The organism is Streptomyces sp. NPDC050658 (assembly GCF_044457025.1).
Taxonomy (GTDB): Bacteria; Actinomycetota; Actinomycetes; order Streptomycetales; family Streptomycetaceae; genus Streptomyces.
This window is the reverse complement of the sequence record NZ_JBITGM010000001.1, coordinates 910,184-936,058: the sequence shown is the minus strand read 5'-3', so window position 1 is coordinate 936,058 and position 25,875 is coordinate 910,184. Positions and strand designations below refer to the sequence as shown.

At 71.5% G+C, this 25,875-nt stretch carries 17 protein-coding genes; 9 read left to right on the top strand and 8 right to left on the bottom strand.

All coding sequences use genetic code 11. The features are described 5' to 3' along the window. Nucleotide 1 precedes the first annotated feature (1 nt). A complete protein-coding gene (locus tag ACIBKX_RS04220; protein WP_363277586.1) occupies nucleotides 2–667 on the bottom strand; it encodes a 1,4-alpha-glucan branching protein in 666 nt (221 codons plus the stop codon). Nucleotides 668–754: 87 nt separating this feature from the next. Then, a complete protein-coding gene (locus tag ACIBKX_RS04215; RefSeq protein WP_363277588.1) occupies nucleotides 755–2,287 on the bottom strand; it encodes an APC family permease in 1,533 nt (510 codons plus the stop codon). A 210-nt stretch (nucleotides 2,288–2,497) separates the two neighbouring features. On the opposite strand from ACIBKX_RS04215, the gene ACIBKX_RS04210 reads away from it, so the two are divergent. Next, entirely contained in the window at nucleotides 2,498–3,070 is a 573-nt protein-coding gene (locus ACIBKX_RS04210) for a MarR family winged helix-turn-helix transcriptional regulator (protein ID WP_363277589.1), read from the top strand. A gap of 21 nt (nucleotides 3,071–3,091) precedes the next feature. Here the strand turns inward: ACIBKX_RS04210 and ACIBKX_RS04205 are convergent, their stop codons facing one another. Beyond that, nucleotides 3,092–3,823: a dienelactone hydrolase family protein gene (locus tag ACIBKX_RS04205; protein ID WP_399375631.1), complete on the bottom strand. Its 732-nt coding sequence runs from the start codon at nucleotides 3,821–3,823 to the stop codon at nucleotides 3,092–3,094. A gap of 85 nt (nucleotides 3,824–3,908) precedes the next feature. On the opposite strand from ACIBKX_RS04205, the gene ACIBKX_RS04200 reads away from it, so the two are divergent. Then, complete coding sequence (locus ACIBKX_RS04200; RefSeq protein WP_399375630.1) at nucleotides 3,909–4,466, top strand: MarR family winged helix-turn-helix transcriptional regulator; 558 nt, start codon at nucleotides 3,909–3,911, stop codon at nucleotides 4,464–4,466. A gap of 7 nt (nucleotides 4,467–4,473) precedes the next feature. Here the strand turns inward: ACIBKX_RS04200 and ACIBKX_RS04195 are convergent, their stop codons facing one another. After that, entirely contained in the window at nucleotides 4,474–5,208 is a 735-nt protein-coding gene (locus ACIBKX_RS04195; RefSeq protein WP_363277591.1) for a type 1 glutamine amidotransferase, read from the bottom strand. 142 nt (nucleotides 5,209–5,350) lie between these two features. Between ACIBKX_RS04195 and ACIBKX_RS04190 the strand changes: the two genes are divergently transcribed. Genes ACIBKX_RS04190 through ACIBKX_RS04170 form a run of 5 tightly spaced genes read left to right on the top strand, consistent with a single transcriptional unit; the run spans nucleotide 5,351 to nucleotide 10,089 of the window. Then, nucleotides 5,351–6,892, top strand: a complete 1,542-nt coding sequence (locus tag ACIBKX_RS04190; RefSeq protein ID WP_363277592.1) for an aldehyde dehydrogenase — start codon at nucleotides 5,351–5,353, stop codon at nucleotides 6,890–6,892. Next, entirely contained in the window at nucleotides 6,885–7,814 is a 930-nt protein-coding gene (locus ACIBKX_RS04185) for a catechol 1,2-dioxygenase (RefSeq protein WP_363277593.1), read from the top strand. Before ACIBKX_RS04190 ends, ACIBKX_RS04185 begins: the two co-directional genes overlap by 8 nt. Then, entirely contained in the window at nucleotides 7,811–8,662 is an 852-nt protein-coding gene (locus ACIBKX_RS04180) for a fumarylacetoacetate hydrolase family protein (RefSeq protein ID WP_363277594.1), read from the top strand. The genes ACIBKX_RS04185 and ACIBKX_RS04180 overlap by 4 nt, the downstream gene beginning before the upstream one ends. 26 nt (nucleotides 8,663–8,688) lie before the next feature. Next, entirely contained in the window at nucleotides 8,689–8,880 is a 192-nt protein-coding gene (locus tag ACIBKX_RS04175; RefSeq protein ID WP_363277595.1) for a ferredoxin, read from the top strand. 6 nt (nucleotides 8,881–8,886) lie between these two features. Continuing rightward, nucleotides 8,887–10,089 carry an FAD/NAD(P)-binding oxidoreductase gene (locus tag ACIBKX_RS04170; RefSeq protein ID WP_363277596.1) on the top strand — a complete coding sequence of 401 codons (1,203 nt, stop codon included), beginning with the start codon at nucleotides 8,887–8,889 and terminating at the stop codon, nucleotides 10,087–10,089. Between the two features lie 50 nt (nucleotides 10,090–10,139). Here the strand turns inward: ACIBKX_RS04170 and ACIBKX_RS04165 are convergent, their stop codons facing one another. Beyond that, nucleotides 10,140–12,110: a glycogen debranching N-terminal domain-containing protein gene (locus ACIBKX_RS04165; protein WP_363277597.1), complete on the bottom strand. Its 1,971-nt coding sequence runs from the start codon at nucleotides 12,108–12,110 to the stop codon at nucleotides 10,140–10,142. After that, a complete protein-coding gene (locus ACIBKX_RS04160) occupies nucleotides 12,107–13,474 on the bottom strand; it encodes an MGH1-like glycoside hydrolase domain-containing protein (RefSeq protein WP_363277598.1) in 1,368 nt (455 codons plus the stop codon). The genes ACIBKX_RS04165 and ACIBKX_RS04160 overlap by 4 nt, the downstream gene beginning before the upstream one ends. Nucleotides 13,475–13,596: 122 nt before the next feature. Between ACIBKX_RS04160 and ACIBKX_RS04155 the strand changes: the two genes are divergently transcribed. Both ACIBKX_RS04155 and ppdK read left to right on the top strand, forming a co-directional pair. Then, nucleotides 13,597–14,862, top strand: coding sequence for an ROK family protein (locus ACIBKX_RS04155; RefSeq protein WP_363277604.1), 1,266 nt, complete (start codon nucleotides 13,597–13,599; stop codon nucleotides 14,860–14,862). A gap of 427 nt (nucleotides 14,863–15,289) precedes the next feature. Next, entirely contained in the window at nucleotides 15,290–18,028 is a 2,739-nt protein-coding gene (gene ppdK / locus ACIBKX_RS04150) for a pyruvate, phosphate dikinase (RefSeq protein WP_363277599.1), read from the top strand. A gap of 120 nt (nucleotides 18,029–18,148) precedes the next feature. On the opposite strand, the gene ACIBKX_RS04145 is transcribed toward ppdK, so the two are convergent. After that, nucleotides 18,149–18,703, bottom strand: coding sequence for a hypothetical protein (locus ACIBKX_RS04145; protein ID WP_363277600.1), 555 nt, complete (start codon nucleotides 18,701–18,703; stop codon nucleotides 18,149–18,151). Between the two features lie 4 nt (nucleotides 18,704–18,707). Next, entirely contained in the window at nucleotides 18,708–23,255 is a 4,548-nt protein-coding gene (locus ACIBKX_RS04140) for an RHS repeat-associated core domain-containing protein (protein WP_363277601.1), read from the bottom strand. Nucleotides 23,256–25,875 lie beyond the last annotated feature (2,620 nt).

Below are 25,875 nucleotides of genomic sequence, written 5' to 3'. Positions count from 1 at the left end.
GCTATGCCCGGTCGCCGCCGGTGTGCAGGGACGCGAAGACGCCCCGTGCGCGGGTGCCGTCCGGGGCGTTCCAGGCGCCGGTGACGTGGCCGATCGCCCCCTGCGGAGGGAGCGGCCGGCCGTCGGGGGCGGGCCGCAGGGTCCGGTGCAGGCGGAGGGCCGTGCCGTGCGGGTCGGCGAGCCGGAGGAGCGTTCCCTCCTGGTCGTCGGTGGCCGTGACCTCCGGCGTGAGGGGGCCTTCACCTGCGTACGAGACGGCGACCTCCCGGTCGGGGGCGTCGCTCACGTTCTGGTCCTGGGCCTGCGCCCGGCCCTCGGCCAGCGCGAGCAACTGGCCGACGAGCACCGGGTCATGGCAGCCGTCGTAGGCCCAGCGGCGCCCGAGCACCCCGTGCTCCATGGTGCCGACGAGCGCGTGCTCCGCGCCGGTGAGCGGGACTCCGCGATAACTGAGGGGCACGAGGTAAGAGGCGCCGGGCGCGGCGGCATCGGTGACCACGATGAACTCGATGCCTACCTCGCCGCTTGGGTCGTCGAGCCGGAACCCCCCGGCCTTCGTCAGCTCGGGCCCGCCCGAGCCGCCCGCGTACCAAGGGCGGGTGGGCAGCCAGGCGGTGAGCAACTCCAGCTTGGACGGCTTGAGTTCGGTGCGGTGGATGACGGCCATGCCGGAGGCTCTCTTTCCTTGGGCGGCTTCTGTGAGCAGCTGCTCTGAACAGCTTGCCCGAACAGCTCCTCTGGTCAGCTCCTCTGGTCAGCTTCCTTGATCAGCTGCGGGCGGTTGCACCTTCGCATCCGCGCCGGACTCCTGCGGCGGTTCCCCCGCCCCGATCCCCGCATGCGTCCCCGGCCGGAACGCCCGCAGCCACAGCCCCCACGCGATCCCGGCCGCCGCCGCGAAGAGGATCAGGCAGGGCAGCGCCCACCGCAGTGGATTCTCGTCGGAAACCCCCAGCTGGACACTGAAGTTGGTCAGCGCGAGCCAGAAGACGACCGCCAGCGCGACGCCCGACAGGACCGGTGCGATCAGCCGGTGCCACAGGGGTTCGGTCGATGAGCGCCCGCCGCGGGCGAAGTAGCCGATCACCGAGGCCGATGTGGCGAAGAGAAGCAGGATGACGCCCAGCGCGCCGAGGTTCGTCAGCCACGTGAAGACGTCCGCCACCGGGTCGCGCCCCGCGAGCGCGAACACGGCGACGACGCAGACGGTCAGCGCGGTCTGGAGCAGCGAACCGAGGTGCGGCGACCCGTGCCGCCGATGCAGCGCGCCGAGACCGCGCGGCAGTACGCCCTCCCGGCCCAGTGAACGGACGTACCGGGCAACGGCGTTGTGGAACGAGAGCAGCGCCGCGAGCAGGCTGGTGATGAGGAAGAGCTGGGCGAAGTCGGAGAAGACGGTGCCGAGCCCCGCCGTCCGATCGCTGAGGAAGAACAGCATCTCCGGGCCCTGTTCGGCCGCGACCTTCGTCGCCTGCCCGGTGCCCGCGCCGCTGATCATCGCCCACGCGGTCACGGCGTAGAAGACACTGATCAGACCCACGGCGACATAGGTCGCGCGCGCCACCGTGCGGCGCGGATCGCGGCACTCCTCGCTGTACAGCGCGGCCGACTCGAAGCCCATGTACGCGGCGAACACGCAGCACAGCGCGACCCCGAGCGAGCCGTCCGTCGCGGCGCCCCAGGTGAGGGGGGTGGCCGAGATGCCCTCGGGCGCGTCGGCGAACTGGCCGATGTCGAAGACGAGTACGGTGCCGAACTCCAGGACCAGCAGCACCGCGAGTACCTTCACGCCCAGGTCCACGCGCCGGTAGCCGAGCGCCCCGACCACCGCCGTGCAGGCGAGCACCAGGGCCCACCAGGGTATGTCCGCACCGGACTTGGACTCGATGAACTGCGCGGTCGTCGCCCCGAAGAGCCCCGCGATGCCGATCTGCATGGCGTTGTACGCGAGCAGCGCGACGAACGCCGCGCCGACACCGGCGGTACGGCCGAGGCCCTGCGCGGTGTACGCGTAGAACGCCCCCGCCCCGGTGATGTGCCGGCTCATCGCCGCGTACCCGGCACTGAAGAGCGCCAGCACGGCCCCGATGATCAGATACAGCAGCGGGATGCCGAGGACGCCGGTGACGCCGAGGGACTGCGGGACGCCTCCGGCGGCCACCGTCAGCGGGGCCGACGCGGCGACGACGAAGAAGACGATGCCGGTCACGCCGATACGGCGGCGGGGAGCGGCGGCGGAGGAGACGGGCGGCGCGGGTGACGGCACGCCGTGCTGGTCGATGGCCATACCGGGACTCCGGGGAGAGGAGAGGGGGAGAGGGGGAGAGGGGAAGGCGGTTCCGCCGGAAACGGGTTATCGTTTGAACCCGTACGAATTTCGAGTGGCGCTGATGGTACGGACGCCCGTGTGCCCCGGCAAGAGGTCTTGGGAGACTGGGTCCGTCGGCCGGAACCACAGGAACGACGGCCGGAACAACAGGAACGAGGGGACACTCACGTGACGGGCGACCGCTCCATCCACGAGACCGAGAAGGCGGTCCGGGCCAAGCTCGGCGGCACGCCCGTCAAGTACGAGCAGATGGCCGCCGTCTCCAACATCTACCGGGCGGCCGCCGCCGTGCGCCAGCACTTCGAGAACTCCGTGCTGCGGGGCGCCGAGCTGACGTGGACGTCGTTCGTGGTCCTGTACGTCGTCTGGATCTGGGGGGAGATGGAGACCCGGCACGTGGCCGAGGAGGCGGGCATCTCCAAGGGGACGCTGACCGGGGTCGCGCGGACGCTGGCCGGGCGCGGGCTCATCGAGCGGCGCGGCCACCCCGACGACGGCCGGCTCGCGCTGCTGCGGCTCACGGGGGAGGGGGAGCGCCTGATGGGGGAGGTGTTCCCGGCGTTCAACGGGGAGGAGGCGTTCGTGACCGAGGGTCTGACGGACGACGAGTGCCGGACGCTGGCCGACCTGCTCCGCAAGATCGTGGTCCGGACGGAGGAGAAGGGCGAGGAGCGGCGTCTTGAACTCCTCGACGGGGCGGACCCGATGCCGCGCAGGAGCGGCAGGCGGGCCAGGGGGTAGCCGCCCCGGCCCGCCGCGCGGTCAGTCCTTGGGCGTCAGGGTGCCCGCGAGGAGCGGGAGCAGGCGGTCCCAATGGCGGTGCAGGCCCTCGGAGTCGAAGGCGTCCGTGTCGGACATGGTGAAGCCGTGGACGGTGCCGGGGTAGATCTCGGAGGTGTGGTCGACCCCCGCGTCGTCCAGGATCTGGTTGAGCTCGCCGAGCGTCTCGGGCGTCAGGTCGGACTCGGCGTGGCCGAAGTGCGCCCGGGCGGTGAGGCGTTGCAGGGTGTCGGGTCCGGCGGCGCCCACGGGTGCGTGGAACGCGGCGAGCGCGGCCACCCGGCCGGGGTGGGCCACGGCGGTGCGTGTCGCGAGGAGACCGCCGATGCAGTAGCCGGTCACCGCGACGGGGCCGTCGGCGACCTCGGGCCGGGCCGTGAGGAAGTCGAGGTAGGCGGCGGAGTCGCTCAGGGTCTGTTCGGCCGTGTGCGCCATGATCAGGGGCATCAGCCGCTCCATGATCGCGGGGCGGGCCGCTTCGCCGATGTGTTCGGGAAGGTCGACGACCGGCGACGGGCCGTGCCGGTAGAGGAAGTTGGGGACCAGTACGCAGTAGCCGTGCGCGGCCAGTTCGCCGGCCAGGTCCCGCAGCACGGGCCGGATGCCGAAGCCGTCCGGGTACATCAGCACGCCGGGGTACGGCCCGTTGTCGTTGTCTTCAGGGAAGGCGGCGAAGGCGTCGGCCAGGCCGTCCGGGTTGGGAATCTGCAGCATCTTGATGGGAATGGCGGATCTTCCTTCCTGGAGCCTCCGAAGCTACATCGTTAGTGGGACTAACGCAATGAATAGGATGGGCGCCATGACCAGCACCGAAGCCGCTGACCTGCCCGAAGCCGCTGACCTGCCCGACGCTGCTGAGCTGCCCGGCGCCGCTGGCCTGCCCGAAGTCGCCGGCCTGCCCGACGCCCGCGCGCTCAGGACGCCCGCGCGGCTGCGTCGGCGAGCGAGCCGGCTGCTCTCGCAGCTGACCATGCGCTCGGACCGTCTGATCACCGAGGGCCTTGCCGGGGTCGACGCGCGCAAGTGGCATTACGCCGTGCTGGCCTCTCTGGAGGAGTACGGTCCGGGCAGCCAGGCCGAGTTGAGCAGGCGCTCCGGCATCTACCGCAGCGACATGGTCGGCGTACTCAACGAACTGACCCGGCGGGGCCTGGTGGACCGCTCCCCGGACCCCGCCGACGGCCGCCGCAACATCATCACGATCTCCGAGAAGGGGCGCCGGTGGCTGCCCCGCCTGGACGGGCTCCTGGACGATCTCCATGAGGAGTTGCTGGCGCCGCTGAGTGCGGCGGAACGCGACCAACTGGTGGGGCTCCTCACGCGGTTGCTGGACCACCACACCGCCCGCAGCTCCTGATCCCTGTTCAGCCCGCGTCGACGCCCCCGGCCGCTCGGACCAGCCCGTCGAACAACCCCTGTTGAGCCGCATCCGAGGCGGCCAAGTCCTCCGGATGCCACTGCACCGCCGCGAACCAACCCGCCGCCCCGGCCAGTTCGAGTGCCTCGACCGTCCCGTCCTCGGCCCACCCCACGGGGACAAGTCCCCGCCCCGGCTCGGCCACGCACTGGTGATGGAAGCAGGACGCGGACGCCGACTCCGCGCCACCCAGTGCCCGCGCCACGGTCGACCCGGCCGTCACCCGCACCCGGTGCACCACGTGCCGATGCGCCACGCCCGCCCCCATGTCCTGCCGCAACGACCCGCCGAGCGCCACGTTCACCACCTGCATCCCCCGGCACACCGCGAGCAGCGGAACCCCGCGCTCCAGCGCACTCCGCGCCACCGCGAGGTCGAACGCGTCCTGGGCGTCGTCGACGTCGTACACGGAGTCATGCGTCCCGGCGGCGCCGTCCGTCGCATACCGCCAGGGCGCCACGTCCCCGCCCCCCGGCAGCAGCACCCCGTCACACCGCGCGAGCCGCCCCGCCGCCTCCCCGGCCGGACCCGGCAGCATCATGAACGGCTCCCCGCCCGCGCGGAACACCGCCTCGGCCAGCGCGCGGGCCGTCACCACCGCCTCGTACCGCAGTGCCGAAGTCGATGCCGCGTACCGCTGCGGCAGCGCGATCAGCGGACGGGTCCCGCGAGTCCGTGCCACGTGCGCCTCCAGTCGTTTGGTCTCAAACGATAGTTCACCCCGCGGTTCAACTCCACGTCCCCTTCGAGGGGTTGACCCCGTAGGCCCATCGCTCATAATGTTGTTTGGGTTCAAACGAACTGGCGAACCGGAGGACGACCTCATGGCTCCCGGCCCACCGAAGAACACCCCCGGCACCCCGCGCACCCCCCACGCCGCCACCGCCACCGTGGCCGACGTCCCCGTGGACACCCGGCACTGGATCGGCGGCGAACGCCGTGCCTCCGCCGAGACCTTCACCGACCACTCGCCCGTCGACGGCACCCTCCTCGCCGAGATCGCCCGGGGCGGCGCCCCCGAGGCTCGGGCGGCCGTCGCCGCCGCCCGCGCCGCGTTCCCCGGCTGGGCCGCCACCCCGCCCGCCGAGCGCGCCCGGCTGCTGCACGCCGTCGCCGACGGGGTCGACGCCCGCGCCGAGGACCTCGCGAGGGTGGAGACCGCCGACAACGGCGCCCTCCTGACCTCGCACCGCCGTGGTGTCATGCCCCGCGTCGCCCACAACCTCCGCTACTTCGCCGACCGCCTCCTCGCCCTCGCCCACGACGACTTCGACACCCGGGGCCACACCAACCACGTCACGTGGGACCCGTCGGGGCCCGCCGTCCTCATCACGCCGTGGAACGCCCCGCTGATGCTGGCCAGCTGGAAGATCGCGCCGGCGCTCGCGGCGGGCTGCACGGTCGTGCTCAAACCCGCCGAGTGGACCCCGCTGACGGCCTCGCTCTTCGCGGACATCACGCACGAGGCGGGGCTGCCGCCAGGGGTCTTCAACGTCGTGCAGGGGTACGGCGATGAGGCCGGGGCCCCGCTCGTCGCCGACCCGGACGTGCGCCGCATCAGCTTCACCGGGTCCGTGCCCACCGCGCGTCGCATCGCCGGGGCGGCCGCCGCGCACCTCGTGCCGTGCAGCTTCGAGCTGGGCGGCAAGTCGCCGCTGCTGGTCTTCGCCGACGCGGACCTGGAGCTGGCCGCCGATCTCGCCGTCGAGCAGTACGACAACGCGGGACAGGTCTGTCTGGCCGCGACCCGCCTGCTCGTCGAGGAGTCCGTACGCGACACCTTCCTCGGTCTCTTTCTTGACCGGGTCACGAAGCTGACCCGGTCCCAGGGAGATCCACGCGACGAGAGCACTGCTCTCGGTCCCAATATCCACCCCCGGCACGTGGAGCGCGTCGACGGATTCGTCCGGCGCGCACTGGACGCCGGAGCCAAGGCGTTCGTCGGCGGCGGCCCCAACGAGGAGGCCGGCCGACTGCTCGGCGGGCACTACTACCTGCCCACCCTCCTCACCGACGTCGACCAGGAATCCGAGATCGTCCAGGAAGAGGTCTTCGGGCCCGTCCTCACCCTCCAGACCTTCCCCGACGGCGACGAGGACGAGGCCGTACGCCTCGCCAACGGCACCCGCTTCGGCCTCGCCGCCACCCTCGCCACCGGCGACCGCGACCGCGCCGACCGGATCACCGCACGGCTCGTCGCCGGCACGGTCTGGGTCAACTGCTTCTTCGTACGCGATCTCTCCGCGCCCTTCGGCGGCTCCCGCCAGTCCGGAGTGGGACGCGAGGGCGGCGACTGGTCGTTCGACTTCTACTGCGACCTCAAGAACACCGTGACGGCAGGGAAGGGGTGGCGCAGCCATGGGTGAGATCGTCGGGGCGGGCCTGCTCGCCCACGTGCCGACCATCGTGCTCCCCGAGGAGACCCGCAAGGAGCTGAACGAAGGCCGCGAGATCAGCCTCGTGCCGGGGCTGCGCCGACTGCGCGCCGACGTCTTCGAGACGCTCGACTACGACACCGTCGTCGTGCTCGACTCGCACTGGGCGACCACCGTCGAGTTCGTCGTCTCGGCCCAGGACCGGCGCGCCGGACTCTACACCTCCGAGGAGCTGCCGCGCGGCATGTGCCGGATGCCGTACGACTATCCCGGCGACCCCGAACTGGCGTACTCCGTGGCCCGGTTCGCCGACCGGCACGGCACCTGGATCACCCCGATCGACGACCCCTACCTGCCCGTCTTCTACGCCACCATCAACCTGTGGAAGTACCTGGGCGAAGGCCTCCCCGCCAAGAGGTGGGTGTCGATCGGGGTCTGCCAGACCGGGGACACCGAGGACCATCTGCGGCTCGGCCGCGCCCTCGCCGACGGGATCGCCGCGCTGCCCGACCGCAAGGTGCTGCTCATCGCCTCCGGCGCGCTCTCGCACACCTTCTGGCCGCTGCGGCAGCTGCGCGACCACGAGTCGAGCGAGCCCTCCCACATCCGGACGCCCGAGGCGCGGGCCGCCGACGCGCGGCGCGTCGCCTGGCTGGAGCGCGGCGACCACGCCCAGGTCCTGCGCGCCATGCCGGAGTTCCTCACGCACAAGCCCGAGGCCCGCTTCGGGCACTACCTGATGATGATCGGTGCTCTCGGAGAAGAGCGGTGCTCTGCCCCCGGGCGGGCCTACAGCGCGTACGAGAACTCGGTCGGCACCGGACAGATGCACCTGTGGTTCGACCGCCCCGCCGGCGGCTGGACCGGCATCGCTTCCGCCACCGACCCCGACCGGAGCGAGGGCGCCGCATGACCACCACCGAGTACCGCCGGATCCTCCTCGACGGGGCCGCCGTCCAGGTCATGCGCGACGGCGACGAACTGGTCGCCGCCGACGGCCGGCGCGTCAAGGCGGCCGAGGCCGGCCACCTCCCGCCCGTGCGCCCCTCCAAGGTCGTCGCCGTGCACCTCAACCACCGCAGCAGGGTCGCGGAGTTCGGGGTGGGCCTGCCGCCCGCGCCCACCTACTTCCACAAGCCGGTCTCCGCGCTCAACGCCCACGGCGGCGCCGTCGTCCGCCCCGAAGGCTGCAAGTACCTCAACTACGAGGGCGAGATCGGCATCGTCATCGGCCGCACCTGCCGCAATGTCGCCCCCGCGGACGCGGGCGCGTACATCGCGGGCTACACCGTCGCCAACGACTACGGCCTGCACGACTTCCGGGACACCGACGCCGGTTCGATGCTCCGCGTCAAGGGCTCCGACACGCTCTGCCCGCTGGGCCCCGGCCTCGTCACCGGCTGGGACTTCCACGGCAAGTACCTGCGCACCTACGTCAACGGCCGTCTCGTACAGGACGGCTCGACGGACGAGATGGAGTGGGACATGCACTACCTCGTCGCCGACATCGCCCGCACGATCACCCTGGAACCCGGCGACGTGCTGCTCTCCGGCACCCCGGCGGGCTCCCGGCCGGTCAGCCCCGGGGACGTCGTCGAGGTGGAGGCGGAAGGCCTCGGGCGGCTCACGAACCACATCGTCACGGGACCGACGGCGATCCGTCCCGACGTCGGCGCCCAGCCCACCGAGTCCGAGGAGGTCGTCTCCACGGCCCTCGGCGGCGACTGGGAGTTCCGCGGCGTCCGCCCGCCGCGCCGCTGATCCGCCGACCCGCACCGGGAGTTGAGATGCTCAAGATCACCGTCGACATGAACGTCTGCCAGGACCACGGGCAGTGCGTCTTCGCCGCGCCCGACATCTTCACGCTCGACGACGAAGGACACCTCACGTACGTCGCCGAGCCCGACGACTCACTGATCGCCGACGCCGAGGACGCCGCCGATGTCTGTCCGCTGCAGGCCATCCGGGTCGAGGGCTGAGCCGCCGTGCCCCCGACGGGAATCGCCGTCGTCGGCGCGTCGCTCGGCGGACTGCGCGCGGCGGAGCAACTGCGTGCCGCCGGGTGGCAGGGGAAGATCACGGTGTACGGGGACGAGCCCCATCTCCCTTACAACAGACCGCCGTTGTCGAAGGAGGTACTCGCGGGCGAGGCCCCGGCCGCCGCCACCGTGCTGCGCCGCCGCCCCAGCGTCCAGGACGTCGAGTGGCGTCTGGGCACGGCGGTCGCCGCCGCCGATCTGGCCGCGCGCACGCTCACGCTGGCCGACGGTTCCATCCATGCGTACGAGGGTCTGGTGGCCGCCACGGGGGTGCGGCCACGCAGGCTTCCTCTCACCGGCGGGCCGCCACGGTACGTCGTACGCACTCTGGAGGACTCGGCGGACCTGCGTGCCGAACTGGCCGAGGGCGTAAGGGTGGTGGTGATCGGCTCGGGCTTCATCGGCTGCGAGGTGGCGGCCACCGCACGCAAGGCGGAGTGCGAGGTGACCGTCGTCGCGCCGGAGTCCGAGCCGATGGTCCTGGCGCTCGGCGAGGGCCTCGCCCGAGTGCTGCGGAGACGGCACGAGGCACACGGGGTGCGCTTCCGCATGGGGCGTCTGGTCGCCGAACTCGACGAGGAATACGCCCTGTTGGACGACGGGACGCGGTGCGCGGCGGACGTGGTGATCGAGGCGGTCGGCTCGCTGCCCAACGCGGAGTGGCTGGCCGCCACGGACGGCATCGACCTCAGTGACGGCATCCTGTGCGACGCCCATCTGCGCATCGGCGGGCTGCCGCACGCGGTGGCGGTCGGGGACGTGGCGCGCTTCCCCAACCCCAGATACGGGGCCGCGGCGCGGCGCGTGGAGCACTGGTCGATCCCCTCCGACAGTGCCAAGCACGCGGCGCGGGTCCTGGTCGCCGGGCTGACCGGCCAGGAGCACGGCATGGCGCCGTTCGCGCCGCTGCCCTCGTTCTGGAGCGACCAGTTCGCGATGCGCCTCCAGTCGTTCGGCCAGCCGCACCTCGCCGAGCGGGCCCAACTCCTGTGCGGGGACCCGGAGTCGGCCGACGAGGACGTGCTGTACGGCTACTACCGGGGTGAGCGGCTGATCGGCGTGGCCGCGCTCGGCGGGCCCAAGGCCGCCGCGCTTGCCGGGCGGCACCGGCAGGAGCTGCTGGCGCTGCCCGAGCCGGAAGCGGCCTAGCCGACCGCCGTCAGGCCCCGCCGACCGCCGTCAGGCCCCGCCGACCCTCGTCAGGCCCCGCCCACCGCCGTGAGCAGTGCCAGGGGAGCCGCCGCCGAGCGTGACTCCCGTACACAGGCGTGCGGGTAGGGCACCGGCCCCGGATACGCCGCACGGCCGTACCCGGCGAGCACCTCCGGGAGCCGGTCGCCGCCCGTCGACGCCGCCGCGACCAGCCCGCGGGCGATCGCCCGCGCCTCGTCGTGCAGGCCGTAGCGGGCGAGGCCGAGGGCGATGAGCGCGTTGTCGTGCGGCCACACCGAACCGCGGTGGTAGGAGAGCGGGTGGTACGCCGCCTGGCCCGCCGCCAGCGTCCGTACGCCCCAGCCCGAGAAGAAGTCCGGCTCCAGGAGGCGGCGGCCCACCGCCTCGCCGTACTCCTTGTCGAGGAGGCCCGACCAGAGCAGATGGCCTGCGTCGGAGGCGAGCGCGTCGACCTGGTTGCCCGCGCCGTCCAGGGCGAGCGCGGGGAAGCCCCGGCCCGGCATCCAGAAGTCCCGCTGGAAGCGGTCGCGCAGATCGGCCGCCGCCTGCGTGAGCAGATCGGCGTACACCTTGTCGTCCCAGACCGTGCGGGCCAGCCAGGCAGTGCGGCCGAGCGCGTCGTACGCGTACCCCTGCGCGCCCGCCGCCGTCACCGGGCCCGTGGGGCGGCTGCCGTCGGCGGAGCAGATCGCGCCGGGGGAGTCCTTCCAGTTCTGGTTGGCGAGACCGCCCTCGTCCGCGCGGTAGACGAGATAGCCGCGCGAGGTGAGCCCGCCGTGGTCCAGGATCCAGCCGACGGCGGCCCGCGCGTGCGGCTCCAGACGGCGGGCCAGGGCGGTGTCGCCGGTCTGTTCCGTGTACGCGCCGAGCAGTACCAGGAAGAGCGGCGTCGCGTCGACCGAGCCGTAGTAGCGGCCGTAGGGGACCTGCCCGAAGTGCGCCAGCTCCCCGTGCCGCACCTCGTGCACGATCTTGCCCGGCTGGGCGACCGCGCCCTCGACGGCCTCCGTGGCCTGCGTCGCGGCGAGCGCCGGGAGCGTCGCAGCCGCCAGACGCGGAAGATAGGGCAGCGCGAAGAGGGAGGTGAGGAGGGCGTCGCGGCCGAGGAGCGTCAGGAACCAGGGGACGCCGGCCGCCGGGACGCGCAGCTCCTCGCCGTCCGGGCCCGCCGCCGGAACCTGGAGCACGGCCAGGTCGGCGAGGCCGCGGCGACAGGCCGCCGCCAGCTCGGGCCAGGCGCCCGGCAGCGTCACCCCCGCCAGGAAGTCCGCCTCGGCGGCGGCGAACCGGCGTACCGCGTCGGCGGGCGCCCGTGGTACTTCAGGGGCCGGTGCGCCGTGCGGATGCGCCGCGGCACTCAGTGCCATCTCCTCGGTGCCGTGCGCGTCGAGGCCGAGCGACCAGACGAGCCGCCGCGCGCCCGTGCCGGTCTCCTCCACGGCGTCCGGCGCGGGCGCAGCCGTCACCGTCGTACCGGAGCGCCACTCGCGGCGCCGGTAGCCGAACTCGACGCCCTGCACAGGCCCTTCGTCCCCGCCGCCGATGACCCGCCGCGACCTGACGGCGCCGGTCTTCGCGTACGTACGGTGGTCGGCCCGCAGCTCGAACTGGTCGGTGAAGTCGGCGTCGACGGTCAGCGCGATGTGCACCGTCGTCGGCACCGCGCGGTTGCTGGTGACCCGCAGCCGCTCCACGAACGCGCCGTCGGTGACGGCTTGTTCGCGGAAGACCGTGTACGCGGGCGGCTCCTGGCGGCCGCCGCGCGGCACCAGGACACAGCGCGCCGCGCCCGCCCCCGCGTCGGCCTCCGTCACCGGCGTGAGGATCTCCGGCACCGCCCCGTCGACGGTCAGCTGCCAGCGGCTCACATGGCGGGCGTCCCGCACGAAGAGACCGTCCGGAGTGGTGCCGCTGCCCCGGACGCCGCTGATGTCGCCGCCCGCGCCGATCGTGGCGAACGTGCCGCCCCGCACGAGCAGTTGATGCCGGTCACTCATTGCCATACCCCTCCCTCGGTACGCCCGGCGGGATCGTCGAGCAGCAGGTCAAGGGCGAGCGCGGCGCTCCAGCCGAAGCCGCGCGCACCGCAGCCGCGCCCCGTGTACGGGTCCACGTACTCCGCGAACCCGGACTCCCCGGCCACGTCGAGCAGCGCGCGCCGCAGGCTCTGGGCCCGCGCGCGCTCGCCGTGCAGCCTCAGTCCCCGCTCCAGCAGCCAGTTGGTGTTGAACCATGCGGGCCCGCGCCAGTAGCGGCGCGGGTCGAAGGCGCTGCCCGTCAGGTCGTAGCTCGGCGCGAGGCGGGCCGCGCCGCCGAGCCTGAAGTGCGGTCCGTGCGCGGTGCGTACGAGCGCGGCGGCGACGGAGGGCGGCAGCGCGGGCAGGATCAGCGGGATCAGACCGCTGATGCCGCGCTCCGGCACCAGGTCCCCGGAGAGCAGGTCGCGGCAGAAGAACATGCCGCGCGCCGGGTCGAAGAGCCGGTCCACCAGTACGCCGGTCAGGTCGTCCGCGCGGCTCGCCCGGCCCACTGCCGCGTCCGCCCTGCCCAACTCGCGCTCGATACGGGCCAGTGCGTACTCGGAGGCGATCAGCAGCGCGTTGAACGACGGGTCCTCCACGGCGAACCCGCCCGCCCCGTCCGCGTACCGCCCGTCGCGGTAGTCGGCGGCGAGCCGCACATATCTGCCGTAGTCGAGATCGGTCGGCCGGTCCTCCGGCGCCCCGTGGTCCAGGTCCGCACGCCGGTACGCCGCCGGGTCCGCCGGTGTCACACGGCTCAACGGGGCGTCCCAGCAAGGGCTGTTGTCCATGCCCTGCTCCCAGGGGTGGACCACGGAGGTGAGGCCCGCGCCGCCCGCGTCCCTGCGGGCCAGCAGATAGCCGTGCCAGGCGGCCAGGCGCGGGTGGGCGCGGGCGAGGAAGGCGCGGGCGCGGGAGAGGCCGGGGTCGGACCGGTGCACCAGCCAGGCGGCGAGCGCGTGCACCGGCGGCTGCACGATGCCGGAGGTCTGCACGGCGCGGGGCGCCCCCGCCGCGCGCCCCGCCGTCGTGGAGCGCCAGAAGTCGGGGCTGGGGAAGTAGGCGTCCAGCGGGACGGCGGGGTTGAACACGATGTGCGGGACGCGGCCGTCGCCCCACTGGGCGGACAGCAGCGTCTCCAGCTCCAACTGCGCACGCAGCGGCGAGAGATGACGTGACCCGACGGCGATGAACGCGGAGTCCCAGGACCACTGGTGCGGATACAGCTCACGGGAGGGGACGGTCGACGTCCCGGTCCAGTTGGCCCGGAGCACGTCGGCGGCACGGTCGCGCAGGGACGTGGGGGCCCGGTGAGCGGTCAACTGGGCTGCATGGTCCACGCGGAACTCCCCGAGGGGCTCGACGCTCTGTCAGTTTGGTGTTGTCGAGCATAGGGTTACGTCTACTTAACGCGCAAAACTCAATATGTAACGTGGAGTTGATGAGCGCAAGGGGAGAGCGGATGACGGACAGGACGGCTCACACGGGGCAGCAGGCGGCGGGGCGCTCGACCGGACCCCACGCCGGCGCCGGTGACCTGCTCGACCTGGTGCGCAGCGGGCGGGCCGGCACGCGCGGCGCCCTCCAGCGGGTCACCGGGCTCTCCCGGGCCACGGTCGGCCAGCGCCTCGACCGGCTCTTCCGCGCGGGCTGGCTGCGCGAGGCGGCGGCGGGTCCCGGCGACCGGAGCGGCTCGCCGCTCGGCGGGCGCCCGGCCGTCCGCCTGGAGTTCGACGACACGCACGCGGTGGTGCTCGCCGCCGACCTGGAGACCCGGCACGCCCGCACCGCCCTGCTCGGCCTCACCGGCGAGATCCTCGCCGAGCACGCGGGCCCCCTGTCGATCGAGGACGGCCCGGAGGCGGTCCTCGGCGAGCTGGGCGTCCGCTTCGCCGGGCTGCTGCGCGAGGCGGACCGCGACGCGGGGACTGTGTGCGGCATCGGGCTCGCGGTGCCGGGCCCGGTGGACAGCGAGACGGGCCGGGTCGTCCAGCCGCCGATCATGCCGGGCTGGGACGGGTACGACATAAGGGGCCGGCTGAGCCGCGCCTTCGCCGAGCACACGGGCGGCCCCGCCGACATCCCGGTGCTCGTCGACAACGACGCGAACCTCATGGCGTACGGGGAACAGCGCGTCGGGTACCGGCACTGCTCGGCGTTCGCCCTGGTCAAGGTCTCCACCGGCATCGGCGCGGGCGTCGTGGTCGGCGGCGCGGTGTACCGGGGGATCGACGGGGGCGCCGGGGACATCGGGCACATACGGGTCCTCGACGGCTCCGGCGACCCCGCCCCGCTGTGCAAGTGCGGCTCCTACGGCTGCCTGGCCGCCGTCGCCAGCGGCCGCGCGGTCGCCGCCCGGCTGACCGATGCGGGCGTCCCCGCCGCGTCCGGCTCAGATGTGCGGGCGCTGCTCGACGCCGGGCACCCCGAGGCCGTCGGGCTCGCGCGGGACGCGGGGCGCCGCGTGGGCGAGGTGCTTGCCACGGTCGTGACGCTGCTCAACCCCGGGGTTCTGATGATCGCCGGGGATATGGCCGGAACGCCTTTCCTCACGGGGGTGCGCGAGCTGCTCTATCAGCGGGCCCTGCCGCGCTCCACCGCTCATCTGGAGATCGTCACGTCGCGGCTCGGGGAGCGTGCGGGCCTGGTCGGGGCGGGTGCGCTGGTGGTGGAGCACCTGTACGCGCCGGGGCGGGCCGAGGAGCGGCTCGCCGCGCTCGGCATCTGAGCGGCGGCAGGCGTCCGGGATTGCGGTGGCCGACCGTCCGGAATGCGGTCCGGATACTGACATACGGCCGCTCCGGACAGCGTGATTCTCGCCACCCCTGATAGGGGTTGCGCTCAGATGAGCGGATCTTGGGCGATTGCACTTCTCCAAGGGGTGGCACTCAGTGCCACCGCTCGATCATTCAGAAGATGAACTCACATCTGAAATTTCTCTGCTCATCTGAGCAAATCCCAGGTTCTACAGGGGTTGATCATTCAAGACTTGAACGAATGATCTCCTGCCGGGCTACCGCCGAGTTACTTTCGATCTACTGGCGGACGGGTGGTTACAGCCGTATGACGCACAAGTGGACGTACCCAGGTGCCTTCGATCTGGGTATGTTCCTCGCCGTCAGGGCAGCCACCGAGTCCTCGAGGAGTCGAGACCCGTGTCGGAAAACAAAGATCCCCACGTAGCGACGGAGAGCGGTGCGGGCGTGAAGTTCGTCTATGACTTCACCGAGGGCAACAAGGACCTCAAGGACCTCCTCGGCGGCAAGGGCGCGAACCTCGCCGAGATGACCAACCTCGGTCTGCCCGTTCCTCCGGGCTTCACCATCACCACCGAGGCGTGCAAGACCTACCTCGCCAGCGGCGAGGAGCCGGTCGAGCTCCGCGACGAGGTCAGTGCACACCTCGACGCCCTCGAGAAGACCATGGGCAAGAAGCTGGGTCAGGCCAACGACCCGCTGCTCGTCTCGGTCCGCTCGGGCGCCAAGTTCTCCATGCCCGGAATGATGGACACCGTCCTGAACATCGGGCTCTCCGACAAGTCGGTGACGGGCCTCGCCAAGCAGTCCGGCGACGACCGTTTCGCGTGGGACTCGTACCGCCGTCTCATCCAGATGTTCGGCAAGACCGTCCTCGGCGTCGAGGGCGAGCTCTTCGAGGACGCCCTGGAGGCGGCGAAGGCGGCCAAGAAGGTCACGGTCGACACCGACCTGGAGGCCGCCGACCTCAAGAAGCTGGTCACGAAGTTCAAGAAGATCGTCAAGACCGAGGCCGGTCGCGACTTCCCGCAGGACCCGCGCGAGCAGATGGACCTCGCGATCCGCTCGGTCTTCGAGTCGTGGAACACGGACCGCGCCAAGCTCTACCGCCGCCAGGAGCGCATCCCCGGCGACCTCGGCACCGCGGTCAACATCTGCTCCATGGTCTTCGGCAACCTCGGCCCGGACTCCGGCACGGGCGTCGCGTTCACCCGCGACCCGGCCAGCGGCCACCAGGGCGTGTACGGCGACTACCTGCAGAACGCGCAGGGCGAGGACGTCGTGGCGGGCATCCGCAACACGGTCCCGCTCGCCGATCTGGAGCAGATCGACAAGAAGTCGTACGACCAGCTCATGCAGATCATGGAAACGCTCGAGACGCACTACAAGGACCTGTGCGACATCGAGTTCACCATCGAGCGCGGCCAGCTGTGGATGCTGCAGACCCGCGTCGGCAAGCGCACCGCCGGTGCCGCCTTCCGCATCGCGACGCAGCTCGTCGACCAGGGCCTGATCGACGAGGCCGAGGCGCTGCAGCGCGTCAACGGCGCGCAGCTCGCCCAGCTGATGTTCCCGCGCTTCGACGAGAGCGCGAAGGTCGAGCAGCTCGGCCGCGGTATCGCCGCGTCGCCGGGTGCCGCGGTCGGCAAGGCGGTCTTCGACTCGTACACGGCCATCAAGTGGTCGCGCTCGGGCGAGAAGGTCATCCTGATCCGCCGTGAGACCAACCCCGACGACCTCGACGGCATGATCGCGGCGGAAGGCATCCTCACGTCCCGCGGCGGCAAGACCTCCCACGCGGCCGTCGTCGCGCGCGGCATGGGCAAGACCTGTGTCTGCGGCGCCGAGGACCTGGAGGTCGACACCAAGCGCCGCCGGATGACCGTGGGCGACACGGTCGTCGAGGAGGGCGACGTCGTCTCCATCGACGGCTCCACGGGCAAGGTGTACGCCGGTGAGGTCCCGGTCGTCCCCTCCCCGGTCGTCGAGTACTTCGAGGGCCGGATGCACGCGGGTGCCGACGACGCCGACGAGCTGGTCGCCGCCGTGCACCGGATCATGGCGTACGCGGACCGGGTGCGCCGACTGCGGGTCCGCGCCAACGCGGACAACGCCGAGGACGCTCTCCGCGCCCGCCGCTTCGGCGCGCAGGGCATCGGCCTGTGCCGCACCGAGCACATGTTCCTCGGTGAGCGCCGCGAGATGGTCGAGCGCCTGATCCTGGCCGACGCGGAGCAGGAGCGCGAGGAAGCCCTCAAGGAACTCCTCCCCCTCCAGAAGCGCGACTTCGTGGAGCTCTTCGAGGCGATGGACGGCCTGCCCGTCACCGTCCGCCTCCTGGACCCGCCGCTGCACGAGTTCCTCCCGGACATCACCGAGCTGTCGGTCCGCGTCGCCCTCGCCGAGTCCCGCGAGGACGCCAACGAGAACGACCTGCGCCTGCTCCAGGCGGTGCACCGCCTGCACGAGCAGAACCCGATGCTGGGCCTGCGCGGCGTACGCCTCGGACTCGTCATCCCCGGCCTGTTCACCATGCAGGTCCGGGCGATCGCCGAGGCGGCGGCCGAGCGGAAGAACGCCAAGGGCGACCCGCGCGCGGAGATCATGATTCCGCTCGTCGGCACGGTCCAGGAGCTGGAGATCGTCCGCGAGGAGGCCGAGCAGGTCATCGCGGAGGTCATCGAGTCCACGGGCGTCGACCTGAAGCTGGCGCTCGGCACGATGATCGAGCTGCCGCGCGCCGCGCTCACGGCGGACCAGATCGCGGAGGCCGCGGAGTTCTTCTCCTTCGGCACGAACGACCTCACCCAGACGGTGTGGGGCTTCTCCCGAGACGACGTAGAGGCTTCCTTCTTCACGGCGTACCTGGAGAAGGGCATCTTCGGCGTCTCCCCGTTCGAGACGATCGACAAGGACGGCGTGGGCAAGCTGGTCAAGGACGCCGTCAAGGCCGGCCGCGCCACCCGCCCCGACCTCAAGCTCGGCGTCTGCGGCGAGCACGGCGGCGACCCGGAGTCCGTCCACTTCTTCCACGAGGTGGGCCTGGACTACGTCTCCTGCTCCCCGTTCCGCATCCCGGTGGCCCGCCTTGAGGCAGGCCGCGCCGCTTCCCACTCCACGGGCAGCGACCACCGGTAGAGCCCCGGGACCGTCGCCGTGTCCCCGACCCTCAGAACCGATGCGGCGACGGTCCCGGTCCACGATGAAGGGGCAGCACCCTGTGCGGGGGTGCTGCCCCTTCGGGGTTCATCTCCCGGCTCAGTCCGTCCTCAGCTCGCGGCTTCCGGCCCGGTTCTTCGCGATGTTCCGCGTCTTCTTGGTGCGGGCCGACTCGGCGACGACGGCGAGCACCGCCGGAGACATCGACCAATCGGCCAGGTAGCGCTGCATCCAGTCCGTGACCTCCGCCAGCTCGGCCGCTGTCGGCACGTGACCGTCCTTGACGGACAGGTAGAACAGCCAGTCGTGGACGCGGCGGCGGATGAACTCGCGCCACGCCTCCGTCTTGAGCGCCTCGACCTCCGGCAGCAGTCCGTCCGACCACTGCCGGAACTCGGCGGGACCGGCCGCCTTCCCCGCGATCTCGTCCACGAGGGCGACCACCGCGGTCTTGGCCCCCATTTCATTGGGGTCGCGCAGGATCGTCGCCACGATCGCGCGGTCCCGGTCGCGGCTTTGCGAGGCGGCGGTCACCGAGACGACGCGCAGGTACGCGGACGTCCGGGCGTGCTCGTCCGCGACGGCTTCGTCGACGTCCACGTCGTCGATGCCGGCCTGCGCCAGCAACTCGGCCATATCGGTGTGCAATGTCATCGCTTCATCCCTTGTCGCAGGCCTTCTTGGCGGCCTTCTCGGCGTCGAGCCTCGCCTTCTCCCGCTCCTCCGCCTGACTCCGCTTGCCGAGCTTCCTGACGGCGGTCCTGATCTGCGGCTTGAAGTGGTCCACCGCTTGCTGCTGCTTGCGCGAGAGCTCCGGTTGGTTGTGGAGGGGTTTGCCGTTCGGACCGATTCTGACCTCCTTGCCCCCGCCGCCGGTGACATGGGCGTGCGCCGGTTTGTCCACGTCGTACTCGTGCACGACGATGTGCACGCCGTTCTTGCTGACGTCGAGGAGGGAAAGGCCGAGGGGGTCGATCCACATGTACGGGTTGGGAACGTAGCTGTGCGGCGCGAAACCACCGTTGAGGCCGATCGGGTCCGAAGTGAGGTAGCGGGCGGTCTCGGGGTCGTAGTGCCGGAAGTGGTTGTAGTGCAGCTCCGACTCGGGGTCGTAGTACTGGCCGGGGAAGCGCAGCGGTGTGTAGGCGGTGGCGCCCCGGTTCCAGACCGTGCTGCCCCAGAGGGTGGTCCTGGTGCGCCAGGCGATGTCGCCTTGTTCGTCGAGGAGTTCGGTCGGGGTGCCGACGATGTCGGTGACGACGGCGTAGAAGCGGGCGTCCACTTCTTCGTCGGTGAGGTGGTTGATGCGGTGTTTGCGCTCCGTCTGGGCGAGGGGGCGCAGGCCGTCGTGGTCCCAGGTGAGGGTCAGCGATTCCGCGGCTCCCGGGATGCGGGTCGTCTGTTCGCAGAGGGTCGTGCCGTCCCAGACGAAGTCGATCTGTTCCGTTACGACCTGTTGCGCTGAGACCTGCTTCGTCATGTGCTGTTCCGCCGCGCCCTGTTCCGTCACGCGCTGTTCCGTCACGCGCTGTTTGGACACGCGGCGGCCGAGCGGGTCGTAGAGGTAGCGCCACCTCGTGCCGTCGGGGGTCACCACGGAGGTCAGGCGGTCTTCCGCGTCCCATTCGTAGTGCCAGGTGTCGGGCTTGCGGGACAGGCGGGTCTTCTGGCGCAGGGTGGTGCGGCCCGCCGTGTCGCGTTCGTAGCGGACGTTGCCCGCCGAGGTGATGCGGGTGCCGGCGTAGGCGCGGGGGCCTGTCGCCTCCTGGCCCGGCATGGGGGCCGGCCAGGACGCGCTGGTCTGGTTGCCCGCCGCGTCGTAGGCGTAGGTCTCCGTCCAGCCCTCGGCCCGGACCGCCGTGACGCGGCCCGCCGCGTCCAGGTCGAAGTGCCGCGCGCCGCCCAGCCGTTCCTCCAGGCCGGTCAGATGGCCGTCCGCACGGTACGTGTACGCACGGTGCTGGATCTGCCGGCCGGCCGGCCCCGTCAGCTCCTGTTCCGACAGGCGGCCCATGGCGTCGTACATGCTCGTCAGTGTCACGGCCTCGCCGACCGTACGCGTGAGTTCCCGGCCCGCCGCGTCGTGCGTGAACGCCAGCCTCCTGCCGGACGCGGTCAGTCCGGTGGGGTTGCCCGCCGCGTCGTACGTCCAGGTGCTCGTCGCGCCGGACGGTGTGGTGCGGCCGGTGCGGCGGCCCAGTGCGTCGTACGTGTAGGTCAGGGTGCGGCCGTTGACCGTTTCCGAGACCAGCCGGCCTGACGCGTCCCGCTCCAGGGTCAGTGTCACGTCCGGGCTCACCGCCTCGGTGAGGCGGTCTGTCGCGTCGTACGTGTAGCGCGTGATCGCGGCGCCCGCCACGTTCTTCGTGACCGTCCGGCCCAGCGCGTCCCGCTCGAAGGTGATCTCGTCGCCCGCGGCCGTCGTACGGGTCACCAACTGGCCCGCCGCGTCGAGGGCGTACGTCAGCGTGCGCTCGTCGAAGTCCGTCTCGGCCACCAACCGCCCTGCCGCGTCGTACTCATAACTCCAGGTCAGACCCTGTGGGTTGGTGACCTTGCGGAGCTGGAGCTGGGTGTCGTGGAGGAACTCGTGGCGGACGCCGTCGGGGTCCGTGCGGGCCGCGATCAGGTCGAAGTGCGTGTATTCGTACGTCGTGGTCGCGCCCATCGCGTCCGTGTGCGAGGTGCGGTTGCCCTCGGCGTCGTACGTCCACGACTCCGACGAACCGTCCGGCTCCGTACGCCGTGCCAGCCTGCCCTCCACCGTCCAGTCGAGGCGGGTGACCAGGCCCGTCGGGTCCGTGATCGTGTGCGCGCGGCCGAAGGCGTCACGGTCGTAGCGGATCACCGCGCCCAGCTGGTCGATGACCTCCAGCGGCAGACCCGCCGCGTCGCAGCGCTGCTCGATGGTGTGGCCGAGGGGGTCCGTGACGGTGGAGACGGCTCCGTTGGCGTGGTGGGTGAAGCGGTGGGTCATGCCGTCGGGGCCGGTCATGCCCGTGCAGTTGCCGCGCTCGTCCCATGCCTGGCGCAGGACGGCGCCGTCGGTGCCGACGAGCTCGACGGGCAGGTTGAGGTCGTTGTACACCGCGCTGGCGCAGCTGCCGTCCGGCGGACGTATCGCGGTCAGGTTGCCGTGCTCGTCAAAGGTGTTCTCGGTGCGGTGCCCCAGCGCGTCGGTGCGGACGAGCAGGTTGTTCCAGCGGTCCCACTCGGAGTGGACGGTGCCGCCCAGCGGGTCCGTCTCGGACAGGAGCTGCTTGAGGTCGTTGTAGCGGTAGACGGTGGTCTGGCCGAGGGCGTCGGTGTAGCGGGTCTCCCGCTCGTCGGGGCGGTACTCGATGGTGCAGGCGAGGTGGCCGCCGGTGCTCTCGCCGCGGACGCAGCGGTCCTCGTCGTCGTAGGTGAAGCGGTACCAGGTGTCGTTGCTGTCGGTCCAGGACGTGATGCGGGCGTCGTCGTCGTAGTCCAGGCGCAGCCGTGGTCCGGTCGAGCCGTGGATCTCGGCGAGATTGCCGACTTCGTCGTAGTTGTACGCGGCTATCAGGGTGCTGCCGCTGCCGCTGCCGGGTGTGGGTGCGGGGTCGGGGTCGGGGCCGGGGGAGAGGAGACGCAGGGCGGTGACGCGGTGATCTTCGGTGTCCACCTTGAGGTGATAGCCGCCGGTGTGGCGGATCGCCGTGGGGGCGCCGGTGGGGTCGCGGTCGATGTCGATGCGGTTGCCGTTGCGGTCGGTGACGGCTCGCAGGGGCAGGGTTCCGTGCTGTTCCCCGGCAGGGGGAAGGAAGTGACGGACGCGGCCGGTCTGCGGGTCGGCGGCCGTGACCGTACCGGTGTCGTCGATGCTCAGCGGCCAGCGGGGACCGTGGGCGGGGAGCACCGGTCGACCGCCGGGTTCGGGGTGGGGGTAGGACAGCAGCTGGCCGTCCTCGGTGACGTAGATCAGACCCTTGTCGTCGATCTCGATCCGCTCGTCCAGCGTCGAGGTCCATGAGTCGCCGTACCAGTGGCCCCAGCGGTACGTGGACAGATGCGTGCGCTGGAGGACGAGGGGGAGCAGGCCGGGCAGCTCGACGTCGGCCTTCTCCATCAGCATTTCGCCCGAGATCATGTCGATCGGGTCGCCGTTCTTGCAGCGCCCCTTGGCCGGCTTGCCCTTGCCGGCGACGTCGTCGGCCCCCTTGCGCAGCCCGCCCTTAAGCCCCTTGCCGAGCCCCCTGAGCCCGGCCTTGATCCCCTTCATTCCCTTGGCGAGTCCGCGGAGGGAGGTGAGGGCTTTCATGCCGGGTATGCAGTCGAGCGCGGCGAAGGCGACGTCGAGTAGGCCTGCTTCTCCGTTGGCGTATTTGTGGAGGGTGTCGGCGAGCACGACGAGGGCGGCGACGAGGACGATGGCGGCGAGGATCGGGCCGCCGACGATCAGGGCGATGACGCCGAGTACGGCGACGACGACTTTGCAGACGGCGACGATGGTGTCCCAGTTGTCGGAGACCCAGTCCCCGACCTCCTCCCACCACTTCCGGTTCTGGATACCGGCGTCGGAAGCCTCTTCGAGCTTCTTCTTCGCCGTGCCGGCGGCGTTCTGCCGCATCTTGCGGGCGTCCTCGGCCATCTTCTTCGCGGCATCGAGATTGCTCTGCGCGGAGGACACGTCCGACTTGGCGTCGGACTGGGCTTTTTCGGCGGCGGTGGCGTTGCGGGTGGCGGCCTTGACCTTGTCGGGGTCGGGCTTGGGCACGTCCTTGCCGGCCTTCGAACCGCCGCCGTCGTCGTCCTTGTACTTGTCGGCTTCCTTGCCGGCGCGGTCGACCCAGGATTCGGCGGAGGTGAGACGGGACTGCGCGGAACTGAGGCTGGTCTGCGCTTCACGGCCCTTGGCGAGGGCTTTGTCGGCGAGTGCCTGGGCGCGCTCGAGTTCGGGCCAGTAGGCGGCTATGGCGTCGCCGGCCATCTCGTAGCTCTTCTTGAGCTTCTTCAGCTTGCCGGGGGCGTCCTCGAACTCGGCGGTGAAGGACTCGGCGGTCTTGCCCGCCCAAGTCAGGATGGCGTCTTCGCCCGCCATCCCCTTGATGTCGCGGAGCACCTTCGATACGTCGTCCGCGAAGTCATGGAGATTCTTGGCGAGGTTACGAACCCGGTCCGGATCACCTGGAGTTGGGTCCTTGTCCAAATCGAGTACATGCCAGTCGGCAGGACGATGCGACACCGAAACATTCCCCCGTTGAGTTGTTTGCCCACGTCCCGAGACGCAGCAGCAGATCATCTCACCACAAGAGGGGGGGGCCTAGGCGGCCTGAGATTTCCCTGGTGCGAGGGGCTGGGGCGTGGGGCGTTGGGGGAGTCCACACGGGGCGGACCCGAACAAAATCCCAGGAATCGACGTCTAATGACGGGTTGTTTCGGGACTTTCCAGGGATCGGTCCGTTACGCCTCTGTGTTTGTGACCGCACATCACCGCGTGACGGGGGCTCCGGAAAGCGGGCTGGACGGCACGCACTTTGCCGGGCTCTCCATCTCATCCCCACCCACCCGAAGCTGAACTGCCGTCCCCGACAAGGGCGGAGGCGCAGAGTGGGCGGCGTATCGGAGCGGGACTTCGACGGCCCGGCGGCGTACTCGGCGCCGGGACCGCCCGGCACTTCGGGAGCCCGGCACTCCAACGGGGCGGCACTTTGCGCACCCTCCCGGTGCTGACATGCCCCTGCGCCCCGCCGCGCGGCTCCGTCCCCACCCACCCGCCCCCTCCTGATGGTGAACTGCCGTCCCTGGCAGGGGTGGAGGCGCAGAGTGGTGGGCGTTGGGGCGGCTGCTTGGGGGTGGCCCGGTGTCGTTGATGGTGGCCGGGGCCGCCCGGCTTCTGCGGAGTGTGGCGGTTCCGGCGCGCCTGTAAAGGGCGCCCTTCGGGCGTCGGCTTCGCCGATTCCGCTTGCGCTCCACCCTTGACAGGCCCGCCTCCACCGCAGAGACCTTCTTGACCGGGCGGCCAGGGGAGGGGACTCACGGGAGGGACCGGTAGGGCTGTGCGGTCTTCGTGCCGGGTGCGGATTGGTTCGGTAGAGCTCGCCCAGGCGGTGAAGTCGGGGCCCGACAGACCGGCTCCGCCTCGGAGCCTGGGGCGGTCGTCGTGCCGGGTGCGGACCAGTTCGGTGCGGGCGCCGCCAGTTGGGAGGAGCGGGGGTGCGCGGCCGGTCCGGAGATGGGTCCCGGCTTCGTCAAGCGTCTGCCGACCGGTTCTTTCGGGGCGGACGTCACGCGGAGAGGGTGCCGCCCGACAGTGCGGCTCCGCTCCGGTGGCAGTGGCGGGTGTCGTGCCGTGTATCGACCGGCCCATTCGGTGCTCGGTAGGGGCGGCTGCTTGGGGTGAGCCGGTGCCTTCGATCGTGGCCGGGGCCGCCCGGCTTCTGCGGAGTGTGGCGGTTCCGGTGTGCCTGTAAAGGGCGCTCCCTTCGGTCGCGTCGGCTTCGCCGATTCCGCTTGCGCTCCACCCTTGACAGGCCCGCCTCCACCGCAGAGACCCTTTTGACCGGGCGGCCAGGGGAGGGGACTCACGGGGAGGACCCATCGTGTGCCCGGTTTTCCTGCCGGGTGCGGACTGGTTCGGTAGAGCTCGGTCAGGCGGGGAGGGGCCGCCCGGCAGACCGGCTCCGGTCCGGCGGCAGGGCCGGGCCGTCGCGCCGTCTGCGGATTGGTTCGGTGCAGCTCGGTCACACGACGTGGCTCGGCCCGACAGGCTGGCTTCGCTCCGGGGCATGGGCCGGTCCCGTCGTGCCGTTTGCGGACTGGTTCGGTGCAGCTCGGCCACGTGGTGAGGCTGGGGCTGACGGGCGTCCGACCGACCTTGGGTCGGGCGGTGGCGATGAAGGGGAGGGGGCTGGGGCGTGTGTGACTGGGGTGGTCTTGTTGCCCTCCTGGGCCGCCCTCCTCGCTTCGTCATATCGGGCATTTGGGGTGCGGGGAGGGGGTGTTGGGAGTGGAATCCGGGAAAGTCCCACGGATAGGCCCCAATTGCGGCGTGTCGCTGGGACTTTCCTGCGGTGCCCCCTCGCTGGCCATCTCCCATGTGCCCCTCAGTAGCCCTGCCCTCCCTTCGGCGGTCGGCGGGCACCCTTATGGGGTGACCGGGCTGCATCGAGCCAGTCCGCAGGCGGCAGGGCGACCCGGCGCCGCCGCCGAGCGGGGCTGGCCTGTCAGACCGTGCCCTTCAGAGTGGGCGAGCTGTGCCGGACCAGTCCGCCCCCGGCGCGAGGGCCCGGCTCATGCCCCGGAGCTGAGCCGGTCTGTCGGGCCGTGCCTCATCACGTGACCGAGCTGCACCGAACCAGTCCGCACCCGGCGGGACGACCGGCCCGGCCACCGGGGCGGAGCCGGCCTGTCGGGTCCCGCCCCTCTGAGTGACCGAGACTGAAACGAACCAGTCCGCACCCGGCAGGAAGACCGGGCACCGGACCGGTCCCTCCCGTGAGTCCCCTCCCCTGGCCGCCCGGTCAAAAAGGTCTCTGCGGTGGAGGCGGGCCTGTCAAGGGTGGAGCGCAAGCGGAATCGGCGAAGCCGACGCGACCGAAGGGAGCGCCCTTTACAGGCACGCCGGAACCGCCATACTCCGGAGCACCGGGCGGCCCCGGCGCCGATCGAAGACACCGGGCCGCCCAAAGCAGCCGCCCCGACGCCCACCACTCTGCGCCTCCACCCTTGCCAGGGACGGCAGTTCACCTTCAGGCGGGGCGCAGGGGCGTGGCCCCCCAGCCCGGTGCGCACAGTGCAGCCCTCCGGCCAGAGCACTGCGCTGCCGAGTGTCTGGTGGGCCGGGTGCCATCAGCACCCGGACC